Origin of the sequence: Spiroplasma endosymbiont of Lasioglossum villosulum (assembly GCF_964020195.1) — a bacterium.
In the GTDB taxonomy this organism is placed as follows: Bacteria; Bacillota_I; Bacilli_A; order Mycoplasmatales; family VBWQ01; genus Spiroplasma_E; species Spiroplasma_E ixodetis_A.
This window is the reverse complement of sequence record NZ_OZ026539.1, coordinates 198048-215187: the sequence shown is the minus strand read 5'-3', so window position 1 is coordinate 215187 and position 17140 is coordinate 198048. Positions and strand designations below refer to the sequence as shown.

18 protein-coding genes are annotated in these 17140 nt (G+C 23.9%); 9 read left to right on the top strand and 9 right to left on the bottom strand.

Going from position 1 to position 17140, the window contains the following annotated elements; translation table 4 throughout:
• Positions 1–156: 156 nt before the first annotated feature.
• Positions 157–987, bottom strand: a complete 831-nt coding sequence (locus tag AACK81_RS01245) for a hypothetical protein (RefSeq protein ID WP_338961869.1) — start codon at positions 985–987, stop codon at positions 157–159.
• A gap of 359 nt (positions 988–1346) precedes the next feature.
• Here AACK81_RS01245 and AACK81_RS01240 point away from each other — a divergent pair, with 359 nt between their 5' ends.
• Both AACK81_RS01240 and AACK81_RS01235 read left to right on the top strand, forming a co-directional pair.
• Positions 1347–2408: an alpha/beta hydrolase gene (locus AACK81_RS01240; protein ID WP_338961868.1), complete on the top strand. Its 1062-nt coding sequence runs from the start codon at positions 1347–1349 to the stop codon at positions 2406–2408.
• 15 nt (positions 2409–2423) lie between these two features.
• Positions 2424–3836 (top strand): APC family permease, encoded by a 1413-nt coding sequence (locus AACK81_RS01235; RefSeq protein WP_338961866.1) that lies wholly within the window; start codon positions 2424–2426, stop codon positions 3834–3836.
• Positions 3837–3853: 17 nt separating this feature from the next.
• Here the strand turns inward: AACK81_RS01235 and AACK81_RS01230 are convergent, their stop codons facing one another.
• Complete coding sequence (locus tag AACK81_RS01230; RefSeq protein ID WP_174481403.1) at positions 3854–4309, bottom strand: methylated-DNA--[protein]-cysteine S-methyltransferase; 456 nt, start codon at positions 4307–4309, stop codon at positions 3854–3856.
• 131 nt (positions 4310–4440) lie between these two features.
• Between AACK81_RS01230 and AACK81_RS01225 the strand changes: the two genes are divergently transcribed.
• A complete protein-coding gene (locus tag AACK81_RS01225) occupies positions 4441–5391 on the top strand; it encodes an IS30 family transposase (RefSeq protein ID WP_338960236.1) in 951 nt (316 codons plus the stop codon).
• 12 nt (positions 5392–5403) lie between these two features.
• Here the strand turns inward: AACK81_RS01225 and AACK81_RS01220 are convergent, their stop codons facing one another.
• Both AACK81_RS01220 and uvrB read right to left on the bottom strand, forming a co-directional pair.
• On the bottom strand, positions 5404–6114 hold the full coding sequence (locus tag AACK81_RS01220) for a CatB-related O-acetyltransferase (RefSeq protein ID WP_338961864.1): 711 nt from the start codon (positions 6112–6114) through the stop codon (positions 5404–5406).
• A gap of 14 nt (positions 6115–6128) precedes the next feature.
• Positions 6129–8114 (bottom strand): excinuclease ABC subunit UvrB, encoded by a 1986-nt coding sequence (gene uvrB, locus AACK81_RS01215; protein WP_338961863.1) that lies wholly within the window; start codon positions 8112–8114, stop codon positions 6129–6131.
• A 311-nt stretch (positions 8115–8425) separates the two neighbouring features.
• Here uvrB and AACK81_RS01210 point away from each other — a divergent pair, with 311 nt between their 5' ends.
• From AACK81_RS01210 to AACK81_RS01200, 3 genes are all read left to right on the top strand, one after another.
• Positions 8426–8692 carry a hypothetical protein gene (locus AACK81_RS01210; RefSeq protein ID WP_338961861.1) on the top strand — a complete coding sequence of 89 codons (267 nt, stop codon included), beginning with the start codon at positions 8426–8428 and terminating at the stop codon, positions 8690–8692.
• A gap of 75 nt (positions 8693–8767) precedes the next feature.
• A complete protein-coding gene (locus tag AACK81_RS01205; RefSeq protein WP_338961859.1) occupies positions 8768–9199 on the top strand; it encodes a hypothetical protein in 432 nt (143 codons plus the stop codon).
• A gap of 46 nt (positions 9200–9245) precedes the next feature.
• The gene (locus tag AACK81_RS01200) at positions 9246–9383 is read left to right on the top strand and encodes a hypothetical protein (RefSeq protein WP_252320481.1); all 138 of its coding nucleotides are present in this window, start codon (positions 9246–9248) and stop codon (positions 9381–9383) included.
• Between the two features lie 37 nt (positions 9384–9420).
• Here the strand turns inward: AACK81_RS01200 and AACK81_RS01195 are convergent, their stop codons facing one another.
• Positions 9421–9768 (bottom strand): PTS lactose/cellobiose transporter subunit IIA, encoded by a 348-nt coding sequence (locus AACK81_RS01195; RefSeq protein WP_338961857.1) that lies wholly within the window; start codon positions 9766–9768, stop codon positions 9421–9423.
• 4 nt (positions 9769–9772) lie between these two features.
• Positions 9773–10090, bottom strand: a complete 318-nt coding sequence (locus AACK81_RS01190) for a PTS sugar transporter subunit IIB (protein WP_252320477.1) — start codon at positions 10088–10090, stop codon at positions 9773–9775.
• 247 nt (positions 10091–10337) lie between these two features.
• On the opposite strand from AACK81_RS01190, the gene AACK81_RS01185 reads away from it, so the two are divergent.
• Positions 10338–11867: a sodium-dependent transporter gene (locus AACK81_RS01185; RefSeq protein ID WP_338961855.1), complete on the top strand. Its 1530-nt coding sequence runs from the start codon at positions 10338–10340 to the stop codon at positions 11865–11867.
• Positions 11868–12091: 224 nt separating this feature from the next.
• Here AACK81_RS01185 and AACK81_RS01180 read toward each other — a convergent pair whose 3' ends face one another.
• A complete protein-coding gene (locus AACK81_RS01180; RefSeq protein ID WP_338961853.1) occupies positions 12092–12535 on the bottom strand; it encodes a hypothetical protein in 444 nt (147 codons plus the stop codon).
• A 402-nt stretch (positions 12536–12937) separates the two neighbouring features.
• Between AACK81_RS01180 and AACK81_RS01175 the strand changes: the two genes are divergently transcribed.
• Positions 12938–14059 (top strand): TMF family protein, encoded by a 1122-nt coding sequence (locus AACK81_RS01175; protein WP_338961851.1) that lies wholly within the window; start codon positions 12938–12940, stop codon positions 14057–14059.
• Positions 14059–15213 carry a DNA translocase FtsK gene (locus AACK81_RS01170; protein ID WP_338963008.1) on the top strand — a complete coding sequence of 385 codons (1155 nt, stop codon included), beginning with the start codon at positions 14059–14061 and terminating at the stop codon, positions 15211–15213. The genes AACK81_RS01175 and AACK81_RS01170 overlap by 1 nt, the downstream gene beginning before the upstream one ends.
• A gap of 65 nt (positions 15214–15278) precedes the next feature.
• On the opposite strand, the gene glyA is transcribed toward AACK81_RS01170, so the two are convergent.
• Entirely contained in the window at positions 15279–16580 is a 1302-nt protein-coding gene (gene glyA, locus AACK81_RS01165) for a serine hydroxymethyltransferase (RefSeq protein WP_338961849.1), read from the bottom strand.
• Positions 16581–16617: 37 nt separating this feature from the next.
• On the bottom strand, positions 16618–17061 hold the full coding sequence (gene rpiB / locus AACK81_RS01160; protein ID WP_338961848.1) for a ribose 5-phosphate isomerase B: 444 nt from the start codon (positions 17059–17061) through the stop codon (positions 16618–16620).
• Positions 17062–17140 lie beyond the last annotated feature (79 nt).

The window sequence follows — 17140 nt, the reverse complement described above, 5'->3', positions numbered from 1 at the left end:
AAAATTTAAAAATTAGAATTAATTATTACTAAAAAATGTTATATTCCAATTATTTTTTATTAGAAAAAATAATTGGAATAATTTTATTTACTTAAATTATATAAATTTATCCATTAACTTTATTTATATTATTTTTTTCTTTCTTTTTTATTAACTTTAACTACTACTATTTTCTCCTTGATATTGTCAAAGTTCAGCAAATATTCCAGCAGCTAAATTATTCTCGGTATTAGATATGCCTTTTCCAGTATCAGCAGTTGTTTTAGTTCGCAAAAGATCATTATAACTACCTAAGAATGGTACATATTTAGAACCTAATGATCCTGAAGTTCTTTCATTAATAAAAGCTAGTTTTGCTGAAGCAGGAGTGGTTCATACCTGACCATTATTTAAAAATGTATGATTATGCTTTCCAACACTTCCTGATGTTTGTCCTTCTTTATCACTCTGAACTATTGTTAAACCTTTAGCAAGATCTACTTTTACTCAACCTTCTGGCATTTTTGATCCAACAGGCATTCATTTATATTCACCAGGAATTCATTGTCCTTTACTTTCATCTGATTTTTTATTTTTTTCTTGACAATTTTTTAATTGTTCTTCTAGTTCTTCTCTTTTTTCTTTACATTCTTTTAAATCTTCTTCTAATTTTTTATTTTTTTCTTTACATTCTTTTAAATCTTCTTCTAATTTTTTAACTTTATCTTCAAGACCTTCTAATTTTTTATTTTTTTCTCTACATGCTTTTAATTGTTCTTCTAATTCATCAATTTTATCTTCTAGTTCTTTAATTTTTTTTGATTTATCTAATGATTCTTTTACTGATTTTGCATAAAGACTACTTATTTCTTCTAATTCATTAGCTGTTTCTTGTAATTTTTTATTTAATTTTTCCATTTTTGCTTGACAGTCGCTATCATCAACATTAACAGTAGTAACACTTTCTCAACTATCTTCTTCTACTGTCTTATTTTTTTCATTTATCATTTTTAAGTATCCTCCTTTTTATTAAAATTCTCGTATACTATTTTTATTAATAATGAAAATTATTGAAAATATTATTTTGTTTCAATTTTAAATAAGATTTATTTAAAGATAATTTTAAATAAATCTCACTTAAAGTTTACAACTGAAAAAATTACTATACAATAAACTTTCCTAGAAAGCAATTATTAATAAAATTAAATATTAAAAATTATTATTAAAATTGAAAAACAATTAAGTTATAAAAAATTATTAATTTAATTATTTTAAAATAATTAAATTAACATACATTAATATTTTAAACATTTGATAAGATAGTGTAAAATAATTAGTAGTTTAGTAGTTTAGAAAAGGCTTAAAAAATGACAGTAATCAACACATCTGTGAATCAAAAAATTTTATTAACTGGTTATAAAAGATTTTGTTATTCTTTTAGCAAAATTTTATTAGTTATTCTATTATTTCCTTTTGTTTATTTTTATTCAAAAAAATATCAAAAACAATTTTTAGAATTTTGCTTTTCTTATCAAAAAGAAGGTAAATTTAAAATAAATAACGAACAAACAGTTGATATTAATAGTTTTAATTATCATCAATATGATTGTCAAATTAAAAATCTTAATAAATATGGCTATCCAATTGATTGAAAAAAAGAAAATTATCAAGAATTTACCATTAAAAATGATAATAATCAAAACATTAGTTGTCTAACTGTCATTCAAAAAAAGAAAAGTGATAAATGAGTTATTGGTTTTCATGGTTGAACAGAAAATAAATATTTAGCATTAAGATTAGTCTCATGATTTTATGAAGAAGGATACAATATTTTAACTTTTGATAGTGTTGCTCACGGTAAAACTGATGGCCAATATAGTGACATTGGTCTTACTTGTGCTGAAAATATTAACTGTTTAATTAATTGAATAAAAGATAATTATCAAATTAGCAGTATTGGTTTAATTGGTAATAGTATGGGTGCATCAACAATTAATTATTATTTATTTAATTATAAAGTAACCAATTTAATTAACTGGGCAATTACTGATTGTGGATTCTCTAATCTACTTGTTCAATTTCGTTACGTCATGCAATATCGCTATAAAAAACCTTGATGATTAATTAGTAATAGTTTAACAAAAAGATATCAAAAATTTACAAATACAAATATTTTAGAATATGATTTATTAAAAAAAAGCAAAACAGGTTTTCAAGTTCCTACTTTATTAATTCACGGTAAAAAAGATAATTTTGTCCCATTTTTCATGGCTAATGTCATTCATAATTATCAAGTTAAACTCCATTATAAAAATTATGATTATTTATTTTTGGAAAATATTGGTCATATTGAAACCTTACCAAATGCTTATCAAACTTATATTAATAAAATAAAAAGTTTTATCAATACATACGAAATAAAAAAATAGAGATAGGAAAAAGACATGAAATTAAAAAAGAAGTATTCGTTTTGAGTAATATTAATGATGGCAATTTCTGCCACAGTTGGATCATCAGTACTAATTTCATTTGGACAAGTAGCATTTCAAAGTGGATTTAATCCGATTTTAATGATATGTGCCTGAATTTTAGGTGGTATTTTAATTTTGCCAGAAATGTTATTACTAGCAGAAACTGCTATTTCTTTTCCGGGAAATGGAAGTGCTTATTATTGATTAAAAAAAGCAAATTGAATGGCTTGTTCGTTTTGATTGGGATGGATTTTAGTTTTAATGGTTAGTGCTACTGCCGTTGCTTCTGCTACTTTAGCATTAGGTAATATTATCGGTACTTTAGCTCATATTACTAACCAATGGTTGATAAAATTATTTGGAATTTTAATTTTATTTGCATTAGCTATAGTCCAAATATTTATTAAAAATAGTTCTGGAAAAACACAAATTATTTTTACAATTTTAAAAGGATTACCAATTACTTTTGTTTTATTTATTGCTATGATTTATGGAAATACAGATAGTTTTAATAGTGAAATAGTTCAAAAAGATTTATCAAAAATTTTTCTTGCAACTTATGTTTTATTACCAGCTACAACAATGACACTATTTGCCTATTCAGGAATTGAAGCAATAACTTATGTTACTGAAGAAGTAGAAAATCCAAGAAAAAATGTACTTTGAGTTTTAATTATTGCAACAGGACTAATTATTTTTTTATATTTAATACTATTAATTGCTTTGTTAACTATTAATGAACCACTTTTATGATTAGATGAAAATAAAGGATTTAGTAACGTTTGATATTATGCTATTATCAATAATCCTAATATTCCTCGCGTTTTAGCTTATATTTTTTCAGGACTAGCAATTTTATTATTTGTTGGTTCACTAAATGCATTTCTGCTTTATCAATCACGTTTAATTTTTAAAATGAGTGAAGAAAAAGATTTGTTTAAATTTTTTCAAAAAACAACTAAAAGAACTAATATGCCATGAGCTGCTATGCTACTATTAATATTTGCTACTTTAATTTATATTTTATGAAATCAATTGTATGAAGTAACTAATTACTTTATTATTGCTATTAGTTTTTTAAAATTAATTGTTAATTCAGTCATTATCTTTTTAAGGCGCAAACATCCAGACTATCAAAAGATTTTTAATAATTTTTGATTTTATTTTTTCATTATTATTGGTTATTTAGGAGCAATAATTGCTATTGTTGGATCATTTTTAGCAATGTATTATTATGGTACACAAAATAATAATATGTGAGCATTATGAAATTCACTAATTTTAATTGCTGTTATGTTAGCAGGATATCCTGTTTACTATATTAAAAATTATGTAGTTAAAATTGTTAACAATTTTAAAAATCAAAAAAAAGATAATCAATCATAAAAAAATAATCTTATACCTTATTTACTTTCTTGTGCTAATAAAAAATTTTTAATATGGGCACCATAAAGATAATTAACAATATTCTTATTTTTATTAACAACTCGATGACAAGGAACAATAATTGCTAATGGATTTTTACTTAAAGCCGAACCCACTGCCCTACTTGCTTTTGGATAACCTATTTTTTGCGCTAATTCTTGATAAGTTAAAGTTGTCCCAAATTGAATAGTACAAGTTTTACTCCATACTAATTCTTGAAAAGGAGTTCCTTTTAAAGCTATTGGTAAGTTAAAATCACTTAATTTTTTATCAAAATACATTGCTAGTTGTTTTAAACAATTAACTACCACTATATTACTACTATCCTTAGCAACTTGACGAGTATTAACGAAACTAACTTTTACTACTTGTTCTGCAACTACTATGATTTCAATTAAACCTATTTTAGTAGTTAAATAACCATATTTTTTCATATTTTTTATTACCCCTTTATTTTATTTGCTGAGTTATACTTGTAAGTGCAAGTAAATAAAATTGCAAAAAATTCTCATATAAAAATTTCATAATGCTAAATTTAGTTTAGAAAAAAGTAAGGAGTTTTTATATGAGTTATAAACATCTTGGCATAGATGAAAGGATTTATATTGAGAATCAATTGAAATTTAAATTTAAAATTAGTGAAATAGCTAAAAATCTTAATCGAAGTATTAGTACTATTATTCGAGAAATTAATAGAAATAAAGATAATAATCATTATTTTTCATTAATTGCACAAAATAAAGCTGAAAATCGAAAACAATCACATATTAGTTTTCATAAGTTTAAAAATAAGAATTTAGTAAAATATGTACAACAAAAATTACTATTAGGTTGATCACCTGAACAAATTTATGGCAGAATTAAAAATTTTCATAAAGAGTGAGTTATTAGTTTTAAAACAATTTATACTTGAATTTATTTTGGAATGCTTGATAAAGTTACTAGTAAAAATTTAAGAAGAAAAGGTAAAAAACGAAAATCTAAAGAAAATCGTGGCAAGTTTAATGGTAAATCAATTAAAGAACGAGATATAAATGTTAATGATCGTATAACACTTGGTCATTGAGAAGGAGATACTATAGTATCATCACGAGGTAAAAGCAAATCATGTTTAATAACTTTAGTTGAAAGAGTATCACGATTTACTTTAGCAATATTAGTTAAAAACAGAACTACTAAAGTTATTAATAAAAATGTTAGTTATTATTTATCAATTCTTCCTAAAAACATTGTTAAAACTATTACTTTTGATCGTGGCAAAGAATTTTCAAATTGACAACAACTTGAAAAAAATTTAGATATAAAAATTTATTTTGCCAATCCATATTCACCTTGACAAAGAGGTACTAATGAAAATACTAATGGTTTAATTAGAGAAAAATTTCCTAAAAAATTTATTTTTTCAAAAACTAATAAAAATGAAGTTCATAAATTTATATTGTCTTTAAACCAAAGACCAAGAAAAATACTAAATTATCTTTCACCAATCGAATATTTGGATAGAAAAATAATTTAGTTGCACTTACCTTTACAATTTAGCATTTAAACTATTACTTTCTTTTACAAGTTTTTGTAATATTTTATTATCAAAATTTTGTTTTAACAAATCTGAATTTTCAATAATCTTTTCAATAGATCAATCTCATCACTTTATATTTTGTAATTTTTGAACTATTTTTTTAGAAAAACGATATTTTATAATTTTAGCAGGATTACCACCAACAATAGCATAAGGAGGCACATTTTTTGTAACTACACTTTTAGCTGCAATTACTGTCCCATTACCAATAGTTACCCCTCTTAAGATTGTCACATCATGACCAATTCAAACATCATTTTCTATCACTGTTGGTGATTTAATCGGAAATTTATCTAATTTATCTTTTTCTGTAACTTCTGATAAATTTAATGATTTATAAAATAATGGTAAAGGAAATGTTGAAACTGCACAATAATTATGATTGCCACCATTCATTATAAATAAAACACCTTGTGCAATTGAACAAAATTTACCAATAATTAATTCATCATTTATCATATTTGGAAAATGATAAATTATATTTTTATTTTCAAAATCAATAGCTGCTTGCTCACCATTAAAATCATGATAATAAGTATAATCACCAATAAAAATTTTAGGTTTAGTAATATAATTTTTTATTAAAAATATTGTTGGTATATGAGGATTAATTTTAGTATTTGGACTTATCAAAATACCTTTTTGTGCTTTATCGGTCAACTTATTTTACTCCTTTATTTTTCACTTTCAATACTCAAAATTAAATCACGAAGTGAAGCTGCCTTTTCAAAATTTAAATCTTTAGCTGCTTGTAACATTTCAACTCTTAAATCAGCAATTATCTTTGTTTTAGCAGCTATTTTTGTTTTACCTTTACTTGAATTTAAAATTTTTAAATCAACATCTAATTCTCTAGTACTTACGATTTCACTCAACGGTTTTTTAACAGTAACTGGTACTATATTATGTTTTTTATTATAAGCAAGTTGAATTTCTCTTCTTCTTTGCGTTTCTTCAATTGCTTGTGTCATTGCCTCTGTCTTAATATCTCCATATAGTATAACATGACCATTAACATTTCGTGCTGCGCGACCAATAGTTTGGATTAATGATTTAGTATTACGTAAAAAACCAGATTTATCAGCATCCAAAATACAGATTAATGATACTTCTGGTACGTCTAATCCTTCACGTAATAAATTAATACCAACAATAACATCAAAAACACCTTTTCTTAAATCTAACAAAACTTTAGTACGTTCTAATGTTTTTAATTCATTATGAATATAAGCAACTTTAATTTTTTGTTCTTGTAAAAAATTTGATAATTCTTCTGCCATTCTAATTGTTAAAGTAGTAATAAATACTCTTTCATTATTTTTTGTTCGTAATTTTATTTGATTAATAATATCTTCCATTTGATTTTTAGTTGGTTTAATTTCAATTGTTGGATCTAATAAACCTGTGGGACGAATAATTTGTTGAACTGGTACATTAAAAGGCTCAACTTCATTTTTAATTAATGCTAATTCATAATCAGCAGGAGTTGCTGAAGTATAAATAACTTGCTTTAACTTATTAGAAAATTCATTAAAATTTAAAGGACGATTATCCAAAGCACTAGGTAAACGAAAGCCATATTTTACTAATGTTTCTTTTCTGCTACGATCAGTATTATACATTCCTCTAATTTGCGGTAATGTCATATGAGATTCATCAATAATTGTTAAAAAATCATCTGGAAAAAAATCAATTAAAGTATATGGTGCTGAACCCACTTCTCTATTTTCTAAATGACGAGAATAATTTTCAATACCACTACAAATACCAAATTCTTTTAAGGATTCTAGATCATGTTCTGTTCTTTGTTCTAATCTTTGCGCTTCTACTAACATATTATTTTTTCTTAGTTGTGCTAATGTTATTTTTAACTCTTCAGTAATTTTAATAATTGCCTGATCAACACGATTTTTACTAGTAATATAATTTTGCGCAGGAAAAATTGTAATAAAGGAAAAACGCTCTAAAACATTAGCGCCTAATGTATCAATACGTGCTATTTCTTCAATTTCATCACCAAATAAACTAATTCTTAAATAAAATTGATCATTTCAAGATGGAGCTAACTTTATTAAATCACCTTTTGCACTAAAACTACCCGGTTCTAATGTAATATCATTACGTACATATCCATTTTTAATTAGTCTTAATAATAAATCTTTTCTATTAATTTTTTGTCCTTTTCTCAATTCAAAAAAGTTATCTTTATATGCTGTTGGTTCTTGTTCACCATAAATTGCTGCTACCGATGCCACAACAATAACATCTTTACTAATAGATAAACCATTTAAAGCACTTAATCTTAACATTTCAATTTCTTGATTTTGTTTAGAATTTTTATCAATATAAGTATCGGTTTTTGGTAAATATGCCTCAGGTTGATAAAAATCAAAATATGAGACAAAATATTCAACGCGATTTTCAGGAAAAAAAGTTTTCAATTCTCCATATAATTGCATAGCTAATGTTTTATTATGTACTAAAATTAAAGTTGGTTTTTGCACTTGCGCAATAACATTGGCCATTGTAAAAGTTTTACCCGTACCAGTGGCTCCCAATAATACTTGGTATTTAATATTATTTTTAATAGCTACTACTAATTTTCTAATTGCTTCGGGTTGATCACCTGTTGGTTTATAAGGTGCTTTTAATTTAAACATAACTTTATATTCCTTTAAAACTTCTATATACAATACCATATTATTTTAAATAAAATAATAATAAAACTTTTATATAATTAAAATTATTATAAAACAATATAAATACTATACTTATTTTTTAATTTTTATAAGTATAAAAAATTATAATAAATTTCTTAAAAAATTTAAAGTTTAGTATCAAATAAATCCAATGTTTAAAATTGAGTTATTATCTTTTATATTTTATTTTACTTAAAATATAGTAAAATTTTAGCCAGATAATTAAAATAATTTTTATATAAAGTAAAGAAACTAAATAAGGGGGGATGATTATGAAAACACTATTAACAACAGTAAGTCTTTTAACATTTGCAACAACCACAGGAAACTTAAATTCTATTTTAAGCACCGAAATTAAAACTACAAATATTTTAAATAATGAACCAATAAAATATGATGGTGAAAATAAAATTTCTATTGTCTGAAAAGAAAATTGAAAAAGTCCTGCAACATTAGTGTATATAAAAAGTAGTACTTTAGATAGTTGATTTAAACTTTTTTCTTTAAATGACCTTGAAAAATTAAGAGAAAAAATATAATATGATACCATAAAATTTCCTTATCAAGGAAATAATTGACCAAAACCTAATATATATAAATTATCAAAAATATTAATGAATGTTCTTAATTATTTAACTAGTGTACGTGGATACAATACATACGGAGTTGAACTATGTTACTATTTTGGAAATTTGTTTAATAAAAAACCACAATTTTCACCAAATACTCACGATAAAAATATAATAGAAAAATATTATAAATTTTTATGACATGATACTTTAAAAATTGCAATAAGTCGATATGAATGACAAAAAATTTTAAATACTAATAAAAATAAAACTGAAATTTTTAATATTATTTCTAGATTTCCCGAATGAGATGCAAGTGGTTGAAAAGGTTATATTTCAAACGAAGATTTATATACTTTATCTGAAAAAATTATTGAGAATTTTAATCAATTAAAAACTAAATTCGAAAATAGTAATACAGGATGAAAAGTAGTCACTAACACTACTGGCTCATGAACAGAACTTGAACAAGAATAAAATATACTCACAAAAAAATAATGAAAAGAAAGAGAGAAAAAATATAATGTTTAAAAAATTTAAAGAAATTTTCAAAAAGAAAAAATGACATTGTGATTATTGTAAAGAAAATTATCCTCTACTTTGTCCAATCAAAGGATTAGAAAAAGATGGAGAAGATTTTGAAAAAAAACCAAAAGATTAATTTTATACTTTAAATAAAAATAGGCATTTGCCTATTTTTATTTTTTTCTGTTTATAAATTGATATAAATTAATAAATTCTTTACTAATTTCAATCATCATTTGTGTTGTTAACAAATGATCTTCAGAATGCATAAACAATACTGAAAAAGGTAATTGATAACCTTTACCTTCTTCAACAATGACGCTCATATGTGATTGCAAAGCTTTAGTAATATTATCATTTGCTTCATCAATCATTTTTAATGCTGTTTCAAATTGTGCTTCCTTAGCGAGAGTAATTGCTTCTATTGCTAAAAATTTTGCTTTTCCAGCAGAAGAAATTATTTCAAGTGAAATTTTTTCAAAATCAATATTACTACTTTTCTCTTTTTCTTTAATGCTCATAGTATTATTTTTTAATTTCTAATAAACTCATTGCTAATTCTAACGTTTCTTTACCTTGAACCATCGCATAAACTGCTGCTGGAATAACATTAAGAGCAGCATTTCCAATAATATTAGTAAAATCATTTTTCATATAACTTACTTGTGGTCCTAATAAAACAACATCCCATTTTTCACCTTTAGCAAAAGATGCTTTTGCTTCAGTAGCACCTAATGCTTTCACTTCATAATCTAAATTTAACTCTTTAATATACTCTTTCATATTTGCTTCTAGTCTTAAAGTGCTCATACCAGCTGAACACGTAAGTAATATCTTTATCATCTATTTTCCTCCTAATAAACAAAAATCAAATATACATAACTAAGAATATTATACATTGATATTTTTAAATTTGAATTTTAATGGTTTTAAAAAAATATAACTTTTAACTAAAGATTAAAAATATATTACTAATATATATTGTAACTTTGATAACTATTGTGTAAAATTCATAATACTATCTAAAAATAAAGGCACTGATTATCTGAAAGGCAAAAAGAAAAAAAACATAACTACATGAGGATTTATTATGTCAGTACTAGGTGCTGCTGTAGGATTAGGAAGTATTTGGGGATTTCCAAATCAAATGAATAAACATGGTGGTATCTTTTTAATTCCATTCTTTATTGCACTAATTGTCTGTGCTTTACCAATTTTATTAATTGAAATCAATTTAGGTAATAAATATCGTAAAAATCATGTTGAAATTTTTAAAGATTTAGCAAAAACTCCCGGGACTTTCTTTGGATTTTTACAAACTGCAGTTGTTTGAATAATGGGTGTATTTTATAGTGTTCTTGTCGCTTGATCATTATTGGCAATAGTTATGTCTTTTCTTCCTGGTTTAAATCAACAAGGATTTTTCTTAAATAAATTAATTGGTCAAACTTCCAACGATGTACCACAAAGTTTTAGTCAATTGGGTAATATTAGTATTTGAGTTTTAATTAGTTTAATTATGGTTTGAATTATTACTGGTGTTATTTTGTTGGGTGGCGTTGTTAAAGGGATTGATTTAGCAAATAAAATTTTTATTCCTAGTCTATTTATCATGATTTTAATGATGATGATTTACGTTTTAACTTTGCTTGGTGCTCTAGATGGTTTAAAAACAATGTTTAGTTTTAATAGTGAAAAAATATTAACTAGTAGCATTTGAACTGATGCTTTTGGACAAGCCTTCTTTATGCTTTCAACTTGTACAGGTGTTATTATTATTTTTTCAAGTCATGCGCCAATTGGTACTAGTAATACTAATAAAGGTTTAATTATTATGGTTGGTACTGTTATTGTTGCTTTATTAACAACATGTACTGTTTTTGGAGGAATTGGTGCAATTGCATATAATCAGCATAAAACTATTGATGAAGTATTTATTTCGGGTCCAACTTTAATTTTTCAAGTTTTTCCACAAGTTTTTGCAATCATTACTGAGCAAACACATCTTCCATTTTTAAGTCACACTTTAGCTTTCCTTTTCTTTTTATCAGTATTTTTTGCTGGTATATCTTCATTAATAGCAATAGCTGAAGCCGTTGTTAATCCTCTAATTAGTTATTATGGTATTAAACGTTATCAAGCATTATTAATAATGATTATTAGTAGTTTTATGCTTGGTTTAATATTCTGCTTTAATAATAGTAGTCCTTTAATTGATGGGCTCGCAATATGAGTTACTGGTATTTGACAAATGATTATTGGTATTTGTGAATTAATTGGTGTTATCCTTATTTGAAAATGTTATGATAGTTTAAAAGAATTTAATAATCAATATTCATGAGTTAAATGAAATAAAGGTTTCAAATATTTATGTTTAATCCTTATTCCAACAATTATTTTAATTAACTTGGTCTTTGCTTTATATCAATTAATTAATAATATAATTAGTAATTCTTTTATATTTCTAACTATTGGCTTGACGCTAGGAGCTATTACTGTTTTATTATTTACTTTAATTTTTACTTTCTGAAATAATATTAAAATCTATTTTATAAAAATTAATAATACACTATTTAAACAAAAAACAAAAACTGAAATTATTAAAGTCGACACTGAATAAAAATTAATATAACTGCTAATTTAAATAGATAATTTTTCATTAAACAGTCATATTAAAATGTCTTATATAATAAAATATGCTATATAAAATCCAAGCACAATAATAATTAAAATGAATTCAATAATAAAATATTTTATTATTTACTCAGTTATAAGATAAGAATACAACAAAGTCATTATTTAATCCAATAATATTATTAATAAAGTTATTTAGGTAACTTTATTTTATTCATTATCAATTTCTTTGTTTTCTATTAAAATAATATTATTAGTAACTTCTTCATTATCAATTTCAATAATATTTTTTTTATCTAATTTATAATATTTATTAATAATACGTTGTATTTGTTTAATCTTATTTTCAGATCTATTAATATATGATTTATTAAGCGTATATTTATTATATCTCAAATCTATTATTGCAGTCTTTACCTCATTTTTCATTTGTTGATATAAATTACCATTTTTAAAAACATAATTTATATCATTTTTATTCAATAAAAAATATTTTATTTCTTTTTCAATTGCATTATTAACTGTATCTACTCTAGAACTACTATCAATTGAAGTAACTACACAAACTATAATAACTCCTATAACAATAACTATTATAGGCAAACCTATAATCATAAACATTAAATCATTATTATTCATTTCAGTATTATACATTTTTTAATTCACTTTCAATCTTTAATTTTTACTTTTCTCTTTTAATTTATTTTTTATTCTTTTTCAAGATTTAAACTATGGATATTGTTTATTATATATAACCATATAATCAATTAAAGTACTAATAATATTTAAAAAATTGTCAATATAATTATCACTACTAAACACATACAAAATAAAATTACTCAAATATCATTTTTTACTCCTTATATTAATAATATTTTAATTTATATATATTGTATATTTTTTAAAAAAATAATTAAAAATTACTAATAGTTCACATCATAATAATATTTATTAAAATGGTTAGTAAGTAGTAACAAACACCCCTATATATGATATTATTTTTATACAATCACTCAACCAATAAATTTAAAATAGAAAAGTTAGGAGTTTAAAATTATGAAAGATTTTAAAAATATTAAAATTAAACAAATTAAAAATAGTAATAATAATAAAATTGGTATCTTATTAGGTACTCTAATTTTATTGTTATTAATAACTTTTAGTTTATTACGACTACTACCAATTGGTAAATTTTTAGACGACTTTATATTTTCTTTTTTATTTGGATGAAGCAAATATTTAATTTATATATTATTATATATATCTTTAATTCCACTTTGTTTTAATTATTATTTTAAATTTAAAGCTTCATTTGTTTGAACAATAATTACTACTATTATATGCTGCGTTTGAACAATTGAAACTATTACTATTATTAGTCGTTATGATAATATTTGATTTAACAATAAATTTCATATTAATTTAATTAATGATTATTATCAATCTTGATGAAATTCAACTATTTTTAATAACTATCACGGATTTTTCAAATCACCTATTTCCTTTAATAATTGAACTATTGATAGTTTCTTTCCTTCTTATCTTGTTGGTGGATTAATTGGTAATACCATACTAGAATTTTTAGGTTACACAACTTTTTTTGTTAATTTTATATTAAATATATTAATGATTATTATTTGTTTTAGTTGATTATTTTTTAACCGTCCCTTAATTTTATTTATCACTATTTCAAATCATATCAAAGAAACAATTTTAGATTTTAAAGTTAAGCGAAAAGATCAAAAAATTAATAAATTAGAAAAAGCAAAAGAAAAACAAAAAAAACTTACTTTGACACAAAATAATACTATCAAAATCAATAATCTAAAAAAAGAACTAAAAATAAATAAACAACAAGCAAAAAACAATAATAAGCAATCTAAATTAGAAACTAAACAATTTACAAAAGAAAATTTAGCAAACAATAAAGTAAAAAACGAAAAAATAAACTTTGATATAGAAACCAATAAGGAATTATTACAAGAAAATAACAAAATTAATAATCAAAAATTAGAAAATAATGAAACAAAAATTAAAGAGCAAAACAAAATTATTAATCAAAATGAAAAACAAAATAACAATCAAGAAAAAACAAAATTTTTTCTTCCTGAACAAACTATAATTAATCAAAAATATATTTTACCAACATTAAAATTAACTAAAAATCAGATAATCTAATAAAAAAGCAAGAAGAAAATGAAAAATATGCTTTAGAAAATAAAGAAAAAATTAATCAGTTATTTAAAGAATTTTCTGTTCAAGGAAAAGTAAATGATTTTACTATTGGTACAACAGTAACAAAATACGAGGTTTCAATCACTTCAGGAATGAAAATTAACAAAATTACTAACTTAGAAGAAGAACTAAAACTAGTTTTAGCAAATAATAATATTAGAATCGAAGCACCAATAGCTGGTAAATCAATGATTGGAATTGAAGTTAGTAATAAAAATATTGTTCCAATTAATATGCAAGAACAATTTGAAAATATAAGCGAAAAATATAAAAATAAAAAATTATTAATTAGTATTGGTAGAAATACTACTGGTGATTACATCTTTCATTCATTAAAAGAAATGCCCCACTTATTAATTGCTGGTAGTACTGGTTCAGGAAAATCCGTTTTTATTAATGATTTACTAATTTTTTTGCTCTTACAATACAAACCTCATGAAATAAAACTAATATTAATCGATCCTAAATGAGTAGAATTAGCAATTTATAATGATATCCCACATTTAATTATTCCAGTAATTAAAGAAGCAAACAAAACACCAGCAGCATTACAAGTAGTAATTTTAGAAATGATGCGTCGATACCAACTATTTGCAAAAAATGGAAATCGTGATATTGAAAGTTATAATAAAAAAATAAGTCAAGAAATTGATAAATTACCTTATTATATTATTGTTATTGATGAATTAGCAGATTTAATGGTACAAGCAAGCAAGCAAATTGAAAAAGGAATCATGCGAATTACACAAATGGGTCGAGCGGCAGGAATTCATTTAGTAATAGCAACACAAAGACCATCAGTAGATGTAATTACTGGCGTAATTAAAAATAATATTCCAGCAAGAATTGCTTTTAAAGTTGCATCTTGAATTGATTCAAAAACAATCCTTGATACTGCTGGAGCAGAAAAATTATTAGGTAAAGGCGATATGTTATTTTTAGCTCCAGGACAAAATAATATCAATCGCTTACAAGCACCATGAATTAGTGATGAAGATGTTTCGAAATTAATAAAGTTTATTAAAGAACAATCTTCGGTTAAATATGATAATAATTTTATTGAAAAAATAAAAGAAATTAAAGATTCAAAAAAATAAAATAAGTTTTCTGTTAATTAACAGAAAACTTATTTTCATATTCCAAATGTAAAATAATTATTTTATTATTGAGGTAATTTTATATCTTCATAAATGGGAAATTTATTTAAAAGTATATCAACTTTTTTTCTTAATTCATGTAAACCATCATCATTAATACCCTTAGATAATTTTCAAGCACTAATAATAATCTTTCCTAATTCAATAAACTGCTCTTCTTTAAAACCTCTCGTTGTCATTGCTGGACTACCAAAACGAACACCACTAGTAATAACAGCTGGTAAAGGATCAAAGGGAACACCATTCTTATTAGCAACAATATTAATCTTTTCTAAAATATCAACAGCTTCTTTACCATTTAAACCATTAATATTAGTAACATTAACAGTTAATAAATGATTATCAGTTCCACCCGCCACTACATGAAATTTTGCATCAAGAAAAGTTTTTGCTAATGCTTGCGCATTTTTAATTACTTGCATTTGATAAGTTTTAAATTCTGGTGTTAATGCTTCATAAAAAGCTTGTGCTTTTGCTGCAATAATATGTTCCAATGGTCCACCTTGATTACCAGGAAATACCGCACTATCAATTTTCTTTTTTAATTCTTCAGTGCAAAGAATAGCACCACCACGTGGTCCTCTTAATGTTTTATGAGTTGTTGTTGTTGTAATATCAGCATAACAAATAGGATTTTGATGTAATCCAGCAGCAATTAATCCAGCAATATGCGCCATATCAACCATTAAATATGCTCCAACAGTATCAGCAATTTTACGAAACTTTGATCAATCAATAAGTCTTGAATAAGCACTAGCTCCTGCTACAATAATTTTTGGTTTACATTCTTTAGCAATTTTTAAAATTTCATCATAATCTAAATATTCATCCTTTTTACTTACACCATAATTAACACCGTGATAAATTTTACCAGAAAAATTAATTTTATAACCATGAGTTAAATGACCACCGGCATCAAGTTCCATACCAAGAATAGTATCACCTGGACGTAATATAGCAGCATATGCTTCAGCATTAGCTTGACTACCAGAATGAGGTTGTACATTAGCATGAAAATTACCTTTTTTACATTGACCTGGTTTATGACTACAATTAAATAATTGTTTAAAACGCTCTATTGCCAAATTTTCAATTTTATCAACATTTTCGCAACCATTATAATATCTTCTGCCCGGATAACCTTCTGCATACTTATTAGTTAATATTGTTCCAGCGAGTGTAAGTACAGCTGGTGATACATAGTTTTCTGAAGCTATTAATTCAATATGATTTTGTTGACGTTGTCATTCATCTTTCACAATTTTTTTTAATTCTGGGTCAAGACCTTTATTAAAAGATTTATCCATTTTTAAACATCCTCTCTTTAATAATTTAATAGTAAAATTATTTTAGTTTTGCAACTCTTAATTGATGTCTTTTTTCATCACTTGTTTTAGTATTTAAAAATAATTTCACAAGTTCTACTGCTTTATAATCAGAAATAATTCTAGCACCTACTGCTAAAACATTAGCGTCATTATGAAGTCTTGCCAATCTTACTGTTTCTTCCTCATAGCAAAGAGCACAACGAACACCATTAATACGATTGGTAGCAATACTAATACCAATACCAGTACCACAAATTACAATACCAAAATCTGCTTTTTTACTAACAATAGCATTTGCAACATTAAAACCAAAATTAGGATAATCAACAGGTTCACTGCTATTTGTTCCTAAATCTAAAATTTGATAGCCTTCTGTATGTAAAAATTTAATAATTGGTTGTTTAAATTCATAAGCGGTATGATCATTACCAATAGCAATTACTAAACCATTAGTTTTCAACTTTATCACTTCCTTAGTTTAAATATTAGTTTTATTATACCTATTAATTTTAAAATTAATATATTTTCTTTTTAAAATA